The following is a 17,541-nucleotide window of genomic DNA, read 5'->3' on the forward strand; positions in this document are numbered from 1 at the left end:
TTAATCCGAACAATGGTTTTACAATGCCAGATGCCACGTCCGAGGACCTCGATGGTCCAGACGACCCTGCAATACCACGGACCGGATTGTCGGAAATCCTCGCGCCCGGCCTTTCCGTGGTTTTCTGCGGATTGAATCCGGCTCTGTCCGCCGTTCGCGACGGGCATAATTTCTCGAACCCGAGCAACCGTTTTTGGCGGGTCTTGCATCTGGCTGGATTTACGCCGCGCTTGCTGCGAGCAGATGAAGAGCGCGCGTTGCTGCAATATGGCTGTGGCCTGACGTCCGCGGTTTCACGCCCGACGAAAAGCGCAGGCGAACTTAAGAAGCAGGATTACCTCAGCGCAGCACCTGCTCTGGAAAGCAAGATACGAACGTTTGCGCCGGCCAATCTGGCCTTTCTTGGAAAGGCGGCATATGCGGCAATCAGTCTTCGAGCCAATGTCGAATGGGGTCGGCAAGCCGAGGAATTTGCCGGCGCCGTCGTCTGGTTGTTGCCAAATCCGAGTGGCCTCAACAGAGCCTTCACCTTGACGACATTGACCGAACGCTATCTCGAGCTGAGAGCGACGCTCTAGCCATCATAATGCCTGGACGAATGCGCTGACCCGCCCTTCCAGCAGATGGCTAATGGCCTGGTGTCATCATTGCCTTGCATGGAGGATGCGATGCTGCTCAAGGGCGAACGAACCTTCGTGGTGCGGGATGCGGGAGGTTTCGTCGCGCACGTCAATATGCCGGGCTGGTTGACGCCGAAGCCGACCGATCACGGCCATGGCCCCCTCGCCATGATCGCAGAATCCATCCTCGATCCCGGTCGCCTGATCGCGATGCATGAGCATAGAAACGACGAGATCATTTCCTGGGTGCCCGAAGGCGTCATGCGTCACGACGACAAGGCTGCGGGCCGACTGGTGATCGACCGCGACCATCTCATGGTGATGAATGCCGGAGCAAGCTTTTGGCATTCCGAAGAAACGCTGGCATCCGATCCGCCTCTGCGGATGCTGCAAATCCTCATTCGCCCTCACGCCATCGACCTCGAACCGAAGGTCCAACACGGACCGGTGCCAGTTGCCGCGGCAAACACCTGGCGACACCTGGTCGGGCCGGAAGCGGAGGGCGCGCCCTTCTATGTCCGCAGCACGATCGACGTCTTCGATATGCGGCTGGACGCGGGCGCAAGGGTGGAATTTCCGCGCAAGCAAGGCCGAGACCTCTATTTCTATGTCTTCAGCGGTTGTGTCGTCGTCGATAAGCAGACATTCGCCGAAGGCGAGCAGGGGCTGCATTTATTGGATGACAAGCTCGAAGTAGAGGCGCAGAGTGCAAGCATGTTGGTCGCGTTTCTGCTCGATCCGAACGCAGCGATCACCAGGCAGGGAACTGTCGGCGACCACAAGAAGATCCCACCGGCAATCCTCATTCGCGCGTTCCTGCGATGGAGGAAATTCCGCCAGATGTGGCGTCGTCATCTTTCGCATCGCCGCTCGAACACCGAAAAGGCGATATAAATGGAACAAGGATGCCCCTAACGGGTTTCGAACCTTAGCGTTCAATAGGAGGAGCATTTCATGCCTACGGTTGCCGCGACACCCATCACCCCGCCTGACCAGCATGTTGTCACAGCGCGCGAAGCCATCGAGCCGCTTTATGAGAAGCTTGAGCTGCAAACCGAATCGCTGGTCCTCGCTGCGGCGCTGGAAGCGGGCTGGCCTCCCGAGGAGGCAACCGAGGCACTGGCAGCACTCAGGCTACAGGACGCACTTTCCACCCTTGGACGAACGACTTAGCCGATAAGCCCATTATTCAAAGCGGATCGGCGAGAAAGTTTCCGCAGTGATCCCCTCCTGGCGGAGGGCTGCCGGAATCGGGGTTTCCAGAAGCAGCGACGACGCGAGCGCAGCGACCGCTGGCGAACTTTGAATACCGAACCCGCCGAGCCCGGCCAGCCAAAAGAAGCCCGGCGCCCGCTTTGAGGCACCGATGACCGGCAGCCGGTCCGGTGCGAAGGTGCGCAGGCCCGCCCAACTATGGGAGATCCGATGGATTTCGAGCTTGGTGCAGTCGCTCAGATATTGCGCCGCCTGGGCGATATCCAATTCTTCCGGCCAAGCGTCATGCGGGGCGACCGGCGTCTCATCCGCCGGACTAACCAGGAGCCGGCCTGCATCCGGTTTGAAGTAGAAATCCTCGTCGATTTCGTTGACTTCGGGCATGGCCGAAACATCGTAGCCCTCAACTGGCACGGTGATGGCGGTTCGGCGATAAGGCACTAGGCCGAGAGGCGTCGCGCCGAAATGGAGCGCCACGGGATCGGCCCAGCCGCCCGCCGCGTTCACCACCGTCGTGGCCAGCAGATCGGCGCCGTTCGTCTCCAGCCGCCATGCCGATCCGTCCATTCGGGCGCCCGTCACCTCGGCGTTGCGGCGCAGGTCGGCCCCGGCGTGTCGCGCCGATTTCAGATAGGACTGCAGCAGGCTGTCGACCTCGATGTCCCAGCAATCCGGGTCATAGAGCGCAGCCGCGACCCAGTCGGGGTCGAGAAACGGGACCAGCGCCAGCGCATCGGCAACCGTGAGCAATTGAAGCGGCCGGGCCATGGGCGCGCTTTTGTTGCGCTCGACTTCGAAGATGTGATGGAGATGCCCGGCCTTCTCGGCCTGGGCAATGCAGAGGTTTCCGCGCGGCCGGATGAGCGGCAGGTCGCAGAACCCATCCGGAGGCGTCTGGAGAAATCCGGCGCTGGCCCGGATCAGCCGCCCCGCGCCTTCGGACTGGAAGCGCAGCGAGAATTCCGCCGCCGAGCGGCCGGTGGAATGATAGCCCCATGCCTCCTCCCGCTCCAGCAGCACGACCGAACGGCGATTGCCGATGGTATGTGCCAGTGCGGCGCCGACGATGCCGCCGCCGATGATGGCAATGTCAAAATGTTCAGCCATTGATTGGATCCAGTGGAAAAATTGGGCGTCGAATATTGCGGTAGTTGCGGCGGGTGAGATCCGGCGAGCATAATCCGCCGGCATCGGTCACCAGGATCTCACTTGCGAGCGGGGCGAAGGCGCCGCGGAAATGATGCATGGATTTCACCGCCAGGACCGCCTTCGCCGTCGGTTCGATGCCGAGCGCGCGGAAGATGTTGGCGTCGAGCATCTGTTGGTTTTCAGATGCGATCAGCACCTCTATCCCGCCGACCCGGAAAGAAACGGAGCGGCCGAGCGTGCCGGGAAGGCCGGTGAACATCGGCCCTTCAAATGTAAAGGCCCCATCGGAGACGGCCGCAACAGTGCCAGTGACTTCGATCGGCCCACCGCCCGTGCTCGGATCCGTCTTGCCGCCGAGCAATACAGTGCATTCTGCGCCGACACCTGCGGATGCCAGCAGGTCAGCCGCTTGCGGGTCGTAGAGCACACCGAGAGCAATATTGCCCCGCCCTGCGTCAAGCAGCGCAGCCAACAATGTCGTGCTGTCGCCATAGCCGCCTGAGCCCGGGTTGTCGGAGAAGTCGGCCACCACGATCGGCTTGTCGGTGGATTTGTGCGCCTTCAGCCGGGCGATACACTCCCAGAGAGGGATCGGCCGGGCCCAGTCGTCGCGGAAGTCCCATATCCGCGCGCAGATCCTGTCGGCAGTTGCTTGAGCCGTGACGGCGGAGACGATCTTTTCGTCGTAATTTACGAGAACGCTCGGGCCTGCCGCCCAGACATCGGCATCGGTGAAACCGGCGTTGACGGAGACGTTGAGGATGCCCGGCGTCATCATTTCCAGCGCTGCATCTTCCAGCAGCCGGCACATCGGCCCGTCCTGCGTCGTTCGTCCGTCGTCACAGCCGACCAGCATCGGCGGCCGGGCGATGAGCAGGCGCGGCGCCGTCTCGCCTGCCATTGCCGCATGAAGCAGCGTGCAGGCCTCGCGTCCGCGCTCGCGCATGTCGATATGGGGATAGGTCCTGAAGCTTACCGCGATATCGGCAAGCCCTGCCATTGCATCGAAGATATTGGCATGCAGATCGAGCGTCACCGCAATCGGGAGATCGGCCCCTACCACCGAACGGATGGCGGCGAGAAACTGGCTCTCTCCATCCTCGGATGTCTCGGTGACCATCGCGCCGTGGAGTGCGACGAAAATCCCGTCGATCGGCCCGGCCGTTTCAAGGCCGTGAACGACATCTGCGGTAATCGTGCGGCGCGCGGCTTCGGTGACCGTGCCGCCCGGCTGAGCATGAGCGGCAAGAATCGGCACAACCTCCCAACCCCTCGCCTCGGCCAGATCGAGGGCGCCGCCAATCTCGGAATTGGTGCCGCGCATCTTCGTGACAATCTCGACACCTTGGAAATAGCGACTGGCATGGAAGGCCTCGATCGGGGTCGAGCGAATGGTGAAGGTGTTTCCTTCGTGAGAGAATTCGATCAGAGCGACGCGAAAGCCCATCTTATACTCCTTGCCGGCCTGCCGCGCGGGCGCAGATATATTCCAGGATCAGCGAGGCGCCCAGGAGCGCTGTCACGCCGGTCGGATCATAGGGTGGCGCCACCTCGACGAGGTCCATCCCGACGAAATTGACATCCGTCGTCCGGCGCAGGATCGAGAGGATTTCGTGCGGCGCCAGTCCGTCGACGACCGGGGTGCCTGTGCCGGGAGCAAAGGCAGGATCGAGGCAGTCGATGTCGATGCTCAGATAGGTGGGCCTGTCACCCACCACTTCGCGCAGGCGAGCAAGGGCACCCTGCCAACCATGTTCGTGCAGCCAGTCACGGTAGAGCACGGTGATCGAGTCGGTATGGTCGTAATGGGTGCGGATGCCGATTTGGATTGCGTGAGCGGGGTCGATCAATCCATCGCACATTGCATGATGCACGAATGTGCCATGGTCGAATTCCTTGCTCGCCTGCGTGTCACGGTGGGCGTCGAACTGGACATAGGCGAGCTTCCCGTGCCGCTCGGCATGGGCCTTCAAGGCGGTGAAAGTGGTGCTGTGATCGCCGCCCAGCATGACCGTTCCGGCCCCCTCCTCGACGATCCGGCGGGCGAATTCCACCGCGTTTTCCAGCATCTTTTGTGGCTGCCCGCGCCGGAACGGCACGTCGCCAGCGTCCACCACCGAGAGCCGGTCGAAGGGGTCGAAACCCCAGGGCCAGACCTCGCCCCAGGCCAACTGGGTCGAGGCTTCGCGTAGCGCGGACGGGCCGAAGCGTGCACCCGAGCGGCCGGAGGTCGCCAGATCGAAGGGAATGCCATAGACGACAAGATCGACGCCGGTGAAATCCAGGCTGGGACGGCGCCGAAGGAAGGTGCGGATGCCGGAATAAGGCATTTCCACATGGGTCCCGTCCGGACCGGGCACGGTCTGGAACACACCTTCATGGCCGAAGATGCTCTGATTGGATTGTATTTTCATTTCAAACTGTTCCTGCGAAATGTAGCCATCGGTTGCGACCCTCGAGGCGGCGCCAGAGCGCTTCGATCAGGAGGACGACGGCCAGATAGTTAAGCGCCGCCACGTAGAAGACGGTGAGGTCGAAGCTCTGGGCGTAAAGGGATCGCGCCTGGCCCATGATATCGGGCACGGTGATCACGCTGACGATGGCCGAGGCCTTGAGCAGCAGCACCAGTTCATTGCCGATGGTCGGCAGCATCCGTGCCGTGGCGATCGGCAGCACGATCTTGCGGAAAATCTGCACGGTCGAAAGGCCGAGCACCCGCCCTGCCTCGATCGTCCCTCGCGGCACGGCCTGGATACCGCCGCGCAAGATTTCCGCCTGATAGGCCGCGGAATTGAGTGCGAAGGCGAGGAGGCCGCAATAGAACGCATCGCGAAAGAACCACCAAAGGCCAATATCCCGCAGTTCGCGGCTGAAGGAGCCAAGGCCATAATAGATCAGAAAAACCTGAACCAGCAGCGGCGTGCCGCGCATGAGGTAGATATATCCATAGGCCACGCCGGAGATTGTCCGGTTGCGACTGAGCCGGGCCAGTGCGAGTGGCAGCGCCAAGCTGAAGCCCATGAGCGCGCTCAGCAATGTCAGCGTAACCGTATTCTGAAGCCCTTGCGCCCATAGGGCGAGATTGTCGGTGAGAAGCGTCAGCATCTTCTAACGCCCCCTACCGCGAGGAGCCGTGCGTCGTTCCAACAGCGCCTGACCGATGCCCGACAGCAAAGCAAGCGCGACGTAGATCAGGGCGAGCACGGTATAGAAGAAGAACGGCTTCTTGGTCGTCGAGATCGCCATATTGGTGTAACGGACGAGGTCGTTCACCGCTATGATCGAAACCAGCGACGTATCCTTCAGAAGGATCAACCACAGATTGCCGAAAGCGGGAATGCAATGCCGCCACATCTGGGGGAGGACGACCAGGAAGAAGGCCTGTCTCCGGTGCAGGCCCAGCGATGCCGCCGCCTCTGCCTGTCCCCTGCCGACCGCCTGATAGGCGGCACGGACGACTTCGCTGCCGAGTGCGCTGAAGACGAGCGTCAGCGCCACCACGCCAGCCGCAAAGGCATTGAGTGAAATGTTGGCGTTCGGGAAAGCGAGATGCACCACCCAGTCAATGAGCACTTGGAGCTGGTAGTAGATGATGACGAGGGTCAACAGCTCGGGCAGACTGCGAAAGACTGTCGTGCTGGCGAACGCGAACCAGCGGGCAATCGGACTGCGGGCGTTTTTGCCCCAAGCCAGCAGGAAGGATAGGACCAGGGCCAGCGGAGCGGTGGCGAAGGCGAGTGCGAGTGTTACACTCAGGCCTCGCAGCAACTCGTCTCCCCAGCCCTCGTCGCTGAATAACAGCAGTGAGATGAACTCCATCGCGAATTATCTTCCGATTGCTTGGCGGGGCTGGCTGGACGCTGACTGTGTGGCGTCCAACCTGGTTGCGGACTACTTGAAGATTTCGCCGGCGAGCTTCGGTTGTGTCATGATGTCGAATTTGAAGTAGCGCGCGCGAATCTTGCCATAGGTGCCGTTGGCCTGGATCTCGGCCAGCGCGTCGTTCAGCCGCTTCAGCAGCGCCTGATCGTCCTTGCGGACGGCAATCCCCGTGCCCTTCATGCCGTCATCGCCGAAGGCCTCTCCGACGAAATCACAGCAGGCGCCGCTGTCCTTGGCGAGCCAATCCGCCAGCACGAACTGGCTGGCCAGGACCAGATCAAGCCTCTGATTGTCGAGGTCGAGCAGAGCGTCGTCGAGCTTGGGATAAAGCTTCACCTCCGCTTCGGGGAAATATTGCTTGAGGATCGCGACCTCGGTCGTGCCTGATTGGGTGCCGACCACCAGCCCTTTCAAATCGGCTGGCAGCGCGCTCTTCAGTCCCGAATCCTTGGAGGCGACGAAGCGGTCGGGGTTGAAATAGTAGGGAGCGGTGAAACTGATCACCTTCGCGCGTTCAGCGGTGATCGCCATCGAGGAAAGGATGGCGTCGAATTTCTTCGCATTCAGCGCCGGGATGATCCCATCCCAATCGGTGGACACCCATTCGCACTTCACCTTCATTGTCTCGCAGAGCGCGTTGCCGATGTCGATATCGAAGCCGTTCAGATTGCCGGCGCTGTCAAAATACTCGAACGGTGGGTAATAGCCCTCAGTTCCCATTCGGACGACACCGTCTTCCGCCGCCGCATTGGTCGCGGCAGCAGCGGCAATCAGGGCGAGGATTCTAAGATATCGCATGGCGGTCTCCTGTTGATGGGTGCGGGCTTTGCTCCGAGGGCGGTTCAGGATTCCGGAAGATGGTGAATATTGAAAATTCTTATTTCTTCTTCTAGAAATAAATTTCGCTTATGGAGACATGCCAGATGGTCGACTTCGTCCGGCAACTTGACTGGAACCTGCTGCACACTTTCATGATCGTGGCGCAGGAACGGAGCATGACGCGGGCCGCCGACGTGATGCACCGCACCCAGCCGGCGATCAGCCAGGGGATCAAGCGGCTTGAGGAAACGGCCGGCACGAAGCTTCTGGAACGCAGTCGTACCGGCCTGATACCAACGCCCGCGGGCGAAATGCTGCTCGAACAGGTCCGATCGATTTTCGCGACGATTTCCCGCTTGCCGGTCGGTTTCGAAGCGGCGCCGGCGGCGTTGTCCGGCAGGTTGAAGATCGCCATGATCGACCAAGTGGTGAACGAGACCTTGGATCGTGCGCTGACGTCTTTCTTCGCACGGTATCCAGGCGTGGATCTGGAAATCACAGTGAGCACCACGGCGGCCATCATCCGTGCCGTAGAACTCGGCCATTGTACCTTCGGTATCTCGGACGGGGTGATTCCGGATTTCCTGGCTTCCCGCGAGTTGATGCGAGAGAGGTTCGGCCTGTTTTGCGGCGCAATCCACCGGCTGGCTGGCCGCAGGGACCTGACCGTCGCACAACTGCGTGCCGAACCATTTATCGGCTTCACCGCAGATGTGCTCGGCGGCACGCATATGGGCGATGTCACCGCCTACCGCGCCAGCGCCTCGATCGGTCAACGGGTACGGGGTCAGTCGAGCTATGTCAGCGAGATACGGCGGATGATCGAATGCGGCCTCGGAATAGGCTTCCTGCCGCTGCATCTCGCCGAACCGTATGTCGACCAGGGAAAGTTGTGGCGCCTGCCGCCCTATCGGGACGAGCCCTGCGCATCGGCCTATGTCGTCACCAATCCGCAAATCGGGCTCTCGGTGCCCGAGACGTTGTTCCTGAAGGAGCTTTCGAAGATCGATTTCGGACTCTGAGCTATGCTTTGCAATATATCGTTACAGCCATGAATTATCATGCTCCATAGTCGGCCGGCACGAGCCCTGATATCCGCTTTCAAATAACGTTTGGTGATCGCAGTTCGTAGAGCACGTGAGGGCGCAACGGATGCCCTTCGGCCAAATTGGGATGATCGAAGTCACCGATCCGGTTCATTCCCAATCGCCTCATCAAACCCCAGGAATTGCTGTTTGCGGGCACCGTGAAGCTGACGATGCGGTCAAGTTTCAGATCGTTGAAGGCAAAGTCGAGAGACCGTTCCGCTGCTTCGCGCGCATATCCGGCGCCGTGCCGCGACGCTGAAAGCCGCCAGCCGATTTCGACTGCCGGGGCAAACGGCAAAGCCGGCGAAACGTTGTTGAGGCCGCAGAGGCCGATCAACGCGCCGCCTGCCTTCTCCTCCAGCGCCCAGAAGCCCCAGCCATGATCCTCGAAGTGACGGTCGATGCGGTCGAGCATCGCATCCGACTGTTCATCTGTCAGAGGATTGAGATATCGGACGACGTCGGGTTCGGCGTTGATCGCAGCAAAGGGTTTACGATCCTGCTGCCGCCAGGGTCTCAAGATCAGTCGTTCGCTTTCGAGCCTCATCGCCCCTCCGCGACAGATCCTACCAGAGCGTCATATGACGGTTGACGTCCTTGTAGAGCAGGTAGCGGAACCGGCCGGGGCCGCCGGCGTAACATGCCTGCGGGCAGAAGGAGCGCAACCACATGAAGTCGCCGGCCTCGACCTCGACCCAATCCTGGTTCAGGCGATAGACCGCCTTGCCTTCCAGCACATAGAGACCGTGCTCCATGACATGGGTTTCCATGAAGGGGATCACGGCACCCGGCTCCAACGTCACGATATTCACGTGCATGTCGTAGCGGACATCGGCCGGATCGATGAACCGGGTCGTTCCCCAGCGGCCATCGGTGTCGGGCATTGCCGAGATGGCGTGCTCGTCCTCATGCGTGAAGATCGCCGGCGGCGGTTCCAGCCCGTCGACCTCCTGAAAGGCCTTTCGAATCCAGTGGAATTTTGCCGCGGTCGAACCGTCGTTTTTCAGGCGCCAGACTGAACCTGCCGGAAGATAGGCGAACGAGCCGCTGCGAAGCGCATGGCTGACGCCGTCGAGTTCCACCGTGATGTCGCCCTCGACGACGAACAGAACCGCTTCGGCCCGCTTGTCGGGCTCCGGCCGATCGCTTCCGCCGCCCGGCTGGACCTCCATCACATATTGCGAAAAGGTCTCGGAGAAGCCGGAGAGCGGCCGGGAGAGAACCCATGCCCGCGTCCCCGTCCAATGGGGAAGGACGCTGGTGACGATGTCGGTCATGACGCTGCGCGGAATGACTGCATAGGCTGTGGTGAAGACGGCCTTGCTGGAAAGCAGCTCGGTTTGCGGCGGCAGTCCGCCGAGTTTGGAATAATAATCTCTGTTCATCGGTCCAGGCTTCGCGGCTTTTGATTGTGCATCTGCTTTATGCGCCGTTGCCGCGTTAGGCAACTCCCAATGGGTCGAGCCGCGCCGTCCGAGCTCGGGTCTCGAAAAGCGCGCGGCGCTATAGCCTACCGGTCGGCCATCACCAGATGACCCGGCCCGACCTCACGATAGGAGGCGTTCGCCGGCTGATAGTCGACCGGGCGCATCGGGCTCTTGATCTCGTCATTCGCCACCATCCGCTTTTCATGGCGGCGGTCGGGATCGGGCACGGGCACCGCCGCAATGAGCATTTTCGTATATGGATGCTGCGGATTTTCAAAGACCGCGGCCCGTGGGCCGATCTCGACAATCTCGCCGAGATACATCACCGCCACCCGGTGGCTGACGCGTTCGACGACCGCCATGTCGTGCGAGATGAACAGGAAGGCGAGGTTCAGGCTCTGCTGCAAATCGAGCATCAGGTTGATGACCTGCGCCTTGATCGAGACGTCGAGCGCCGAGACGCTTTCGTCGGCGACGATGACCTTCGGCCGCAAGGCGAGCGCGCGGGCGATGCAGATGCGCTGGCGTTGGCCGCCGGAAAACTCATGCGGATAGCGCGCGGCCATATCCGCCGACAGACCGACCTTCATCAGCAGATCAGCGACGACGTCCTTTGCCTGTTTCGCATTGCCCATCTTATGTTCGAGGTAGGGTTCGGCGATCGCAGCACCGACTGTCATGCGCGGATTGAGGCTGGCAAAGGGATCCTGGAAGATCATCTGCACGGATTTGCGCATCTCGCGCAGATCCTTTTTGTCGAGGCCGAGCACCTCCCTGCCCTCGACGAGGACGGAACCGGCCTGCGGTTCGATGAGACGCATGATGGCGCGGCCGGTCGTCGATTTGCCGCAGCCGGATTCACCGACGAGGGACAACGTCTCGCCGGCGTGAAGATCGAAGGAGACGTTTTCGACCGCGTGCACCCGGCTGGTCAGCCGGCCGAACAGGCCGGTATGAATGTCGAAGCGCTTGGTGAGGTTCTTCACCTCAAGGACCGGCCTTGCAGCGACGGTATCGGCGGCCTCGGCGGGAACGTCCGATTCTCCCGTTGCCGTGTTGACCACCGGAAAGCGCAGGGGCCTTTGCCTGCCTTGCATCGAGCCAAGCACCGGCACGGCGGATAGCAGCGCCCGGGTATAGGGGTGTTTGCCGCGGTGGAAGATATCGGCGGTGGCGCCGCTTTCGACCTGTTCGCCGCGATACATCACCACCGTCCTGTCGGCGATCTCGGCGACGACGCCCATGTCATGGGTGATGAACAGAACCGAGGTCCCCTCCTCGTCCTGCAGCATCTTGATGAGATCGAGGATCTGACCCTGGATCGTTACGTCGAGCGCGGTCGTCGGCTCGTCGGCGATCAACAGTTTCGGCCGGCTGGCGAGCGCCATGGCGATCATCACCCGCTGGCGCATGCCGCCGGAGAAACGATGCGGATATTCGCCGAAGCGCGAGGCGGCCGAGGGAATGCGGACCTTTTCCAGCAGCCGGATGGTCTCGGCTTTGGCGTCCGTCTTGCTCATATCGGAATGGCAGAGCAGCGCCTCGGAAATCTGATCGCCGATGGTGAAGAGCGGATTGAGCGATGTCATCGGCTCCTGGAAGATCATCGCCACTTCATTGCCGCGCACCTGACGCATGGCATTTTCCGGCAAAGCCAGGAGGTCGCGTCCGCCGAGCATGACGCGGCCCTCGACGCGGCTCGTCTCCGCCTGCAGCAGCCGCATGATGGAGAGCGAGGTGACGCTCTTGCCCGAGCCGGATTCGCCGACGATCGCCACCGTCTCGCCCGGCGCCACGGTGAAGGAGACGTCGCGCACGACCGGTTTCCAGACGCCATCCACCAGAAAGGACGTCGTCAGCCTGTCGACGGCAAGAACGTCGGTCGTCGTCTGGATCGGTTGCGCTTGGACGTTGGCCATGTCTGCTCCTCTACGGTTCAATCCGGCCAGCGCAACAGCCCGTCGAAGCGGTGCCGGCTGCGGTTCTCGATCGGCGTGGCGATGATCTCGTTGGAGGCGCGCGCCTTGTCGAGTTCCTCAGCCAGGCGCTCCGCCACGATCCTCTCCTCGCCCGGATGCAGGTTGCACGGATCGAGATAGAAATAGCGATGCTCCACTTCGTGATCGCGCACGATGATCGGCGGGCTGCCCTTGGCAAGCGCATCGGCCAGATCCCAGGCGGTGATATGGGCCTGCTCGGGATCGACGATCAGGCGCAGCCGATCGAGCGGATTGCTGGTCGGGTCGGGTTCGATCAGTGCGGTGAGGCCGGGGCGACCGTCGAGCGTGCGCTTCCACAGATTGAGATAGCTGGTTTCGCGTTCCCGGATGCCGGCATGGTCGCGTTTCTCCCAGGCTTCGAGTGCCGCCATGACGCCGAAGATGCTCTCCTTGCCGACCTTCATGCCGCGGCCGATGCCCATGTTCTGCAGGAAGGCATGACGCACCAGCTCCTTCTTGCCGGCAACGATGCCCGTAGTCGGACCGCCGAGGAATTTGTGGCCGGAGTAAAGGGCGATATCGGCGCCCTGCTCCAGGAAAATCTTCAGATCATATTCCGAAGCCGCATCGACGATGACGGGCACGCCCTTGGCATGGGCGATCTCGACGAATTCCTTCAGGTTCAAAAGTCCGTAATCGACGACATGGTGCGAGACGACGTAGACGGCGGCTGCGGTCTTGTCGGTGATGGCGTTTTCCATGTGGAAACGATGTGTCGAGGTCGCCTGGCCCACAAGCACGACCTTGCCGCCGGCAAGCCGGATCGCCTGGTCAACAGGTGCGCCGTAGCTCACCACATGGCCCATCTGTACCAGCACTTCGTTCTTCTCCGGCACGACATCCGGCAGCCTCTCGATCGCCAGCAGATTGTTGCCGGTAATCGCACCGGCAACGGCCAGCGAAATGCCGGCCGAGCAGGAAGCGGTGACGAAGCCCGCCTCGCCGCCGGTCAGCCGGGCGATGACGCCGCTTGCCTTGCGCTGCAGGTCGTTGATCTCGACGAAGTGCGGCAGGATCGATGCCATCGCCTCGATCGCTTCCGGCACGACGATCGAGGCGCCGAGGCTCGTCATCGTGCCGGATACGTTGATGACAGGGCGAAGACCGATTGATGGTCTCATATCAGTGGACATGAAGTTCTCCAGAATTCTGGGGCGGGTAGCGGGATAAGATGGGACGCTACTCCAAATATGAAAGTTCTCGTCAGCCGTGCAAGGCGACGATCGCCTCGATCTCGACGGTGATGTTGCCGGGCAGCGAGCCGAAGCCGACGGCCGAGCGGGCATGTTCGCCGGCCGGCCCGAAGACTGCGATCAACAGATCCGAGCAGCCGTTGATGACGCTCGGATGATCCTCGAACTCGGGCACGGCATTGACCATGCCGAGCAGTTTAACCACTCGCTTGACCCGGGTGAGATCGCCGAGCGCCTCCTGCATGACGGCAAGCAGGTTGATGCCGGTCAGCCGCGCATGGCCGTAGGCCTCGTCGACACTGATGCCGCCGCCGACCTTGCCGGCATGCAGGAAACCGTCAGCCTCGCGCGGTCCCTGACCGGAGAGATAAAGCATATTGCCTTCGAGCACATGCGTGACGAAATTGGCGATCGGCGGCGGTGGCGGCGGAAGCGTTATGCCGAGGGCGGCAAGCCGTTCGTAAGGCGAGTTCTCGACCTTGCCGGCGGCGGTGGGAAACTGATTCACGCAAACTCCTGTCATGCAATTTTCGATTTGGCGAATTGGAATAGGCCGACCCACGGTCGGCGGATTAGAGATCCTTGCGAAGTCTTGGATCGAGCATGTCCCTCAGGCCATCGCCGACCATCTGCAGCGACAGCACCGAGAGGATGATGGCGATGCCGGGAAACAGCGTCATCCAGTCGGCCTGGCCAATATATTGCCGGCCGGCGGCGATCATCGTTCCCCAGGTCGGGATTTCGGGGCTGACGCCGAGACCGAGGAAAGACAGGCCGGCTTCGGCAAGCATCGCGCTGGCGAAGAGGAATGTGGCCTGCACGAGGATCGGCGACAGCAGATTGCGCAGCACATGCCGCGTCATGATATGGAAGGTCGAAATGCCAAGCGCCCTCGCCGCCTCGACATAGGGCAGTTCGCGAATAACCAGCGTCGACGCGCGGACGATGCGGGCAAGGCGCGGCGCATAGACGATCGACAGCGCGATGATCACGGTTGTCAGAGAGGGACCGAGGGCTGCGACGAGCGCGATCGCCAGCAGAATATCCGGAAACGCCATCATGGCGTCGATCAGCCGGGCGATCGGTGTGTCGAGCTTCTGGAAGAAACCGGCCAGCAGCCCGAGCGTCACGCCGATCACGGCCGAGAGCGTCACGACCGCAACACCGACGAGCAGCGACAGTCGGCCGGCGAAGATCGTGCGCGAAAAGACGTCGCGGCCGAACTCGTCCGTGCCGAAGAAGAACATGCCGCTCGGCGGCTTCAGCCGGTTGACGATGGAAAGCTTCGACGGCGAATAGGGCGCGACGAGAGGCGCAAAGACCGCCAGAAGCACGAAGATCGTCAGGATCAAGAGGCCGCAGGCGACCGTCTTGCGTTTCAGCAGGCGCCGGACGAATTTGCTGCGCTCGCCCTCGACGGCTGATTTGATTGCGATATCGGCCATCAGTAGCGCACCCTCGGATCGATCAGCAGATAGAGCATGTCGATCGCAAAATTGATCAGCACGTAGAGCGCGGCGATGACGAGTAGCGCGCCCTGGATGACCGGATAATCGCGGCGCAGCACCGCCGAGACGACGAGATTGCCGACACCCGGCAGGCCGAATACGGTCTCGGTGACGACGGCACCCGAAATCAGCACCGCCGCCGTCAGGCCGATCACCGTCAGGATCGGGATCAGCGCATTTTTCAACGCGTGCTTGAGGATCACCCGGCGCTCGATCAGCCCCTTGGCGCGCGCCGTGCGGATATAATCGTCGCCGAGCACATCGAGCATCGAGGCGCGGGTGAAGCGCAGGATCAGCGCCGAGGAGACAATGCCGAGCGCGAAGGCCGGCAGCGTCAGGTGATACATGCGGTCGAAGAAGGTCGAGCCGGGACCGCCATAACCGGAAACCGGGAAGAGGTTGAGCCGGACGGCGAAAAACTGCATCAGGATGAGGCCGAGCCAGAAGCTTGGAATGCTGGCGGCAAACATGGCAAGCGTCGTCGCCGCCTGGTCGACCAGGGAGCCGCGGCGATAGGCGGCGTAGATGCCGATCGGCAAAGCGATGATGCTGGCGATGAGAAGCGAGAGCAGCGTCAAGAAGAAGGTCGGCTCGGCGCGGTCGAGCAGGGCCGAGGTGACGGGCATGTTGAGGAAGATCGACTGGCCGAGATCGCCCTTCAGCAGTTGGCCGATATAATAGACATATTGCAGGCCAAGCGACTGATCGAGGCCAAGCCGGGATCGGAGATCGGCGATATCCTGCGGCGTCGCATCCGGCCCGAGCATGACGGCGGCCGGATCTCCCGGCGTCACGCGCACGATGACGAAGACGATCGTGACGACGAGAAACATCACGACGATCATGCCGAACAGGCGCTGGAGGATGTAGCGTATCATGAATGCCTGGCCTTAAGCCTTTGCGGATGCGGCAGAAAAGATGACCGGTACCGGCCGCGGAAGGCCGGTACCGGTGGCGATGTTTACTTCTTGATCGAAGCATTCCAGAAATACGGCCACGGCGCCGGATCGACGCCTTCGAGCTTGGTCGACTCGGCCGAGACGGCGTTGAAGTCGCCGATCTTCATGAAGGGTGCGTCGGCATAGACGGCCTTCTGGACATCGGCCCAGAGCGCAACGCGCTTCTTCGGATCGACTTCCGAAGTGAAGGCATCGACGGCTGCCTTGCGGGCCGGCGTATCCCACCAGCCGGGCGAGCTGGTCGAGAGCGAGCCGATGAGGGCCGGCTCCGGCAGGAAGGGGCTATGGGTGATATAGATATCCCAGAGCTTCGGATCGGCGCGGCGCTGCGTCAGCGTCGCCCAGTCCACAACCTGCATATCGACGGTGAAGCCGGCGAGCTTCAGATATTCGGCGGCGACCTGCGCCATCTTATAGTGGAACTCGTACTGGCGGCTGGTCAGGATACGGATCGGTTCGCCGTTATAGCCGGCCTTCTTGGCGGCAGCGGCCGCCCCTTCCGGATCGGCGACGTTATAGGCGCCCTCGACGCCGGCATCCGTCGACCAGGCAAAGGTCTTCGGATAGATGGCGCCGTCGAGAGCGTAGAAATCCGTGCTGCCGAAAGCCGCGGCCAGCATGTCTTCCATGCTGAGCGCCTGGCGGATGGCCTTGCGCACTTCGACATTCTTGTTGATACCCTCGGCCGTATTGAAGACGAAGACGGGATAACCGAAGGGCTTCAGGATGATCGGCTGCGAGGCCGTGGAGGCCTTCAGCTTGTCGTAGGATTCGACAGGGATCGAGTCGACATAATCATACTGGCCGGAAACGGCGGCCTCGACGCGGGTGTTCGGATCCGGCACCGGCACGAAGCGGATCTCATCGAGATATTGATGGCGGGCGCCGCCATAACCATTGCTGTCGCCCTCGCGGGACTTGTAACCGTTGAAGCGGACGAGCTGGATATACTGGTCAGCCTTGCGCTCCTTCAGCATGTAGGGACCGGTGCCGATGAATTCCTTCATCGGCTCGTCCTGCTTTTCGGCGGGGATGATGATCGCGGCCGAATTGTTGAAGGCAAGCAGCGAGGTCAGCGGCGCATAGGGCTGCTTCAGCGTGATCGTGACGGTCGCCGGATCGACGGCCGCGATCTTGTCGATGAAACCGGCCACCTGCTTGCCGCGCGAGGCGATCTTCATCCAGCGGCCGAGCGAGGCGACGACATCGTCCGAAGTCATGTCGCTATTGTCGTGGAACTTGATGCCGGTCCTGAGCTTGATCGTATAGGTTTTGCCGTCGGCGCTGATCTCGGGCAGGCTTTCGGCCAGAAGCGGCGTGACGTTCCAGCTCTTGTCGAAGGTATAGAGCGTTTCGAAAATGTGCTGCGTGACGATGCCGACAAGATCGGCCGTCGACGACATCGGATCGAGCGTCGGCGGCTCGCCGATCGTCGCGACGTTGATGACGCCGCCCTTTTCCTGGGCAAGGAGCGTCGAAGGCAGGGCGACGAGCGCAGTGCCGAGCAGGAATGCGACCAGTGTTTTCATGCGAGATCTCCCGATTTAGTTCCACAATTATGTAATTCATATTTTTGTAAGAGAATAAGAGATGCATCGATCCTGTCAAGCACGCGCGACGGATTATGCCCTCCCGGGTAGCGCGACGCCGGAAAAACACCATCTTCGGCTGCGGCGAGCCC

Annotated in this window: 18 protein-coding genes; 4 read left to right on the plus strand and 14 right to left on the minus strand. The window is 61.5% G+C overall.

The features are described from left to right. The first annotated feature begins 23 nt into the window (after positions 1 to 23). The 3 genes from mug (at position 24) to FHT75_RS10945 (ending at position 1,793) form a co-directional block, all read left to right on the plus strand. On the plus strand, positions 24 to 578 hold the full coding sequence (gene mug / locus FHT75_RS10935; protein ID WP_063476069.1) for a G/U mismatch-specific DNA glycosylase: 555 nt from the start codon (positions 24 to 26) through the stop codon (positions 576 to 578). Positions 579 to 668: 90 nt separating this feature from the next. After that, on the plus strand, positions 669 to 1,514 hold the full coding sequence (locus FHT75_RS10940) for a pirin family protein (RefSeq protein ID WP_097544051.1): 846 nt from the start codon (positions 669 to 671) through the stop codon (positions 1,512 to 1,514). A gap of 60 nt (positions 1,515 to 1,574) precedes the next feature. Next, a complete protein-coding gene (locus FHT75_RS10945) occupies positions 1,575 to 1,793 on the plus strand; it encodes a hypothetical protein (RefSeq protein WP_047613034.1) in 219 nt (72 codons plus the stop codon). Between the two features lie 12 nt (positions 1,794 to 1,805). Here the strand turns inward: FHT75_RS10945 and FHT75_RS10950 are convergent, their stop codons facing one another. The 6 genes from FHT75_RS10950 to FHT75_RS10975 all read right to left on the minus strand — a co-directional run bounded on the left by FHT75_RS10950 (position 1,806) and on the right by FHT75_RS10975 (position 7,664). Next, complete coding sequence (locus FHT75_RS10950; protein WP_063476068.1) at positions 1,806 to 2,942, minus strand: NAD(P)/FAD-dependent oxidoreductase; 1,137 nt, start codon at positions 2,940 to 2,942, stop codon at positions 1,806 to 1,808. Next, on the minus strand, positions 2,935 to 4,431 hold the full coding sequence (locus tag FHT75_RS10955) for a M81 family metallopeptidase (protein WP_063476067.1): 1,497 nt from the start codon (positions 4,429 to 4,431) through the stop codon (positions 2,935 to 2,937). The genes FHT75_RS10950 and FHT75_RS10955 overlap by 8 nt, the downstream gene beginning before the upstream one ends. A 1-nt stretch (position 4,432) precedes the next feature. Then, positions 4,433 to 5,398: an agmatinase gene (gene speB / locus FHT75_RS10960; RefSeq protein ID WP_080759870.1), complete on the minus strand. Its 966-nt coding sequence runs from the start codon at positions 5,396 to 5,398 to the stop codon at positions 4,433 to 4,435. Between the two features lies 1 nt (position 5,399). After that, on the minus strand, positions 5,400 to 6,089 hold the full coding sequence (locus tag FHT75_RS10965; protein WP_097544053.1) for an ABC transporter permease: 690 nt from the start codon (positions 6,087 to 6,089) through the stop codon (positions 5,400 to 5,402). 3 nt (positions 6,090 to 6,092) lie between these two features. Beyond that, a complete protein-coding gene (locus FHT75_RS10970) occupies positions 6,093 to 6,803 on the minus strand; it encodes an ABC transporter permease (protein ID WP_097544054.1) in 711 nt (236 codons plus the stop codon). Between the two features lie 72 nt (positions 6,804 to 6,875). After that, the gene (locus FHT75_RS10975) at positions 6,876 to 7,664 is read right to left on the minus strand and encodes a transporter substrate-binding domain-containing protein (RefSeq protein WP_097544055.1); all 789 of its coding nucleotides are present in this window, start codon (positions 7,662 to 7,664) and stop codon (positions 6,876 to 6,878) included. A gap of 125 nt (positions 7,665 to 7,789) precedes the next feature. On the opposite strand from FHT75_RS10975, the gene FHT75_RS10980 reads away from it, so the two are divergent. Continuing rightward, positions 7,790 to 8,707 (plus strand): LysR family transcriptional regulator, encoded by a 918-nt coding sequence (locus FHT75_RS10980; RefSeq protein ID WP_049809800.1) that lies wholly within the window; start codon positions 7,790 to 7,792, stop codon positions 8,705 to 8,707. A gap of 79 nt (positions 8,708 to 8,786) precedes the next feature. Here FHT75_RS10980 and FHT75_RS10985 read toward each other — a convergent pair whose 3' ends face one another. The 8 genes from FHT75_RS10985 to FHT75_RS11020 all read right to left on the minus strand — a co-directional run bounded on the left by FHT75_RS10985 (position 8,787) and on the right by FHT75_RS11020 (position 17,389). Then, positions 8,787 to 9,320: a GNAT family N-acetyltransferase gene (locus tag FHT75_RS10985; RefSeq protein ID WP_047614931.1), complete on the minus strand. Its 534-nt coding sequence runs from the start codon at positions 9,318 to 9,320 to the stop codon at positions 8,787 to 8,789. Between the two features lie 19 nt (positions 9,321 to 9,339). After that, positions 9,340 to 10,158, minus strand: a complete 819-nt coding sequence (locus tag FHT75_RS10990) for a bifunctional allantoicase/(S)-ureidoglycine aminohydrolase (RefSeq protein WP_047613020.1) — start codon at positions 10,156 to 10,158, stop codon at positions 9,340 to 9,342. Between the two features lie 125 nt (positions 10,159 to 10,283). After that, positions 10,284 to 12,119: an ABC transporter ATP-binding protein gene (locus tag FHT75_RS10995; protein WP_097544058.1), complete on the minus strand. Its 1,836-nt coding sequence runs from the start codon at positions 12,117 to 12,119 to the stop codon at positions 10,284 to 10,286. A 17-nt stretch (positions 12,120 to 12,136) separates the two neighbouring features. Continuing rightward, positions 12,137 to 13,333, minus strand: coding sequence for an aminotransferase class V-fold PLP-dependent enzyme (locus FHT75_RS11000; RefSeq protein WP_063476062.1), 1,197 nt, complete (start codon positions 13,331 to 13,333; stop codon positions 12,137 to 12,139). Between the two features lie 70 nt (positions 13,334 to 13,403). Continuing rightward, positions 13,404 to 13,916: a RidA family protein gene (locus FHT75_RS11005; protein ID WP_097544059.1), complete on the minus strand. Its 513-nt coding sequence runs from the start codon at positions 13,914 to 13,916 to the stop codon at positions 13,404 to 13,406. Positions 13,917 to 13,965: 49 nt separating this feature from the next. Then, complete coding sequence (locus tag FHT75_RS11010; RefSeq protein WP_063476060.1) at positions 13,966 to 14,838, minus strand: ABC transporter permease; 873 nt, start codon at positions 14,836 to 14,838, stop codon at positions 13,966 to 13,968. Beyond that, on the minus strand, positions 14,838 to 15,779 hold the full coding sequence (locus FHT75_RS11015; RefSeq protein WP_179867841.1) for an ABC transporter permease: 942 nt from the start codon (positions 15,777 to 15,779) through the stop codon (positions 14,838 to 14,840). Before FHT75_RS11015 ends, FHT75_RS11010 begins: the two co-directional genes overlap by 1 nt. An 83-nt stretch (positions 15,780 to 15,862) precedes the next feature. Further along, the gene (locus FHT75_RS11020; protein WP_063476058.1) at positions 15,863 to 17,389 is read right to left on the minus strand and encodes an ABC transporter substrate-binding protein; all 1,527 of its coding nucleotides are present in this window, start codon (positions 17,387 to 17,389) and stop codon (positions 15,863 to 15,865) included. Positions 17,390 to 17,541: the final 152 nt, after the last annotated feature.

This window comes from Rhizobium sp. BK112 (assembly GCF_014193215.1).
GTDB lineage: Bacteria > Pseudomonadota > Alphaproteobacteria > Rhizobiales > Rhizobiaceae > Rhizobium > Rhizobium anhuiense.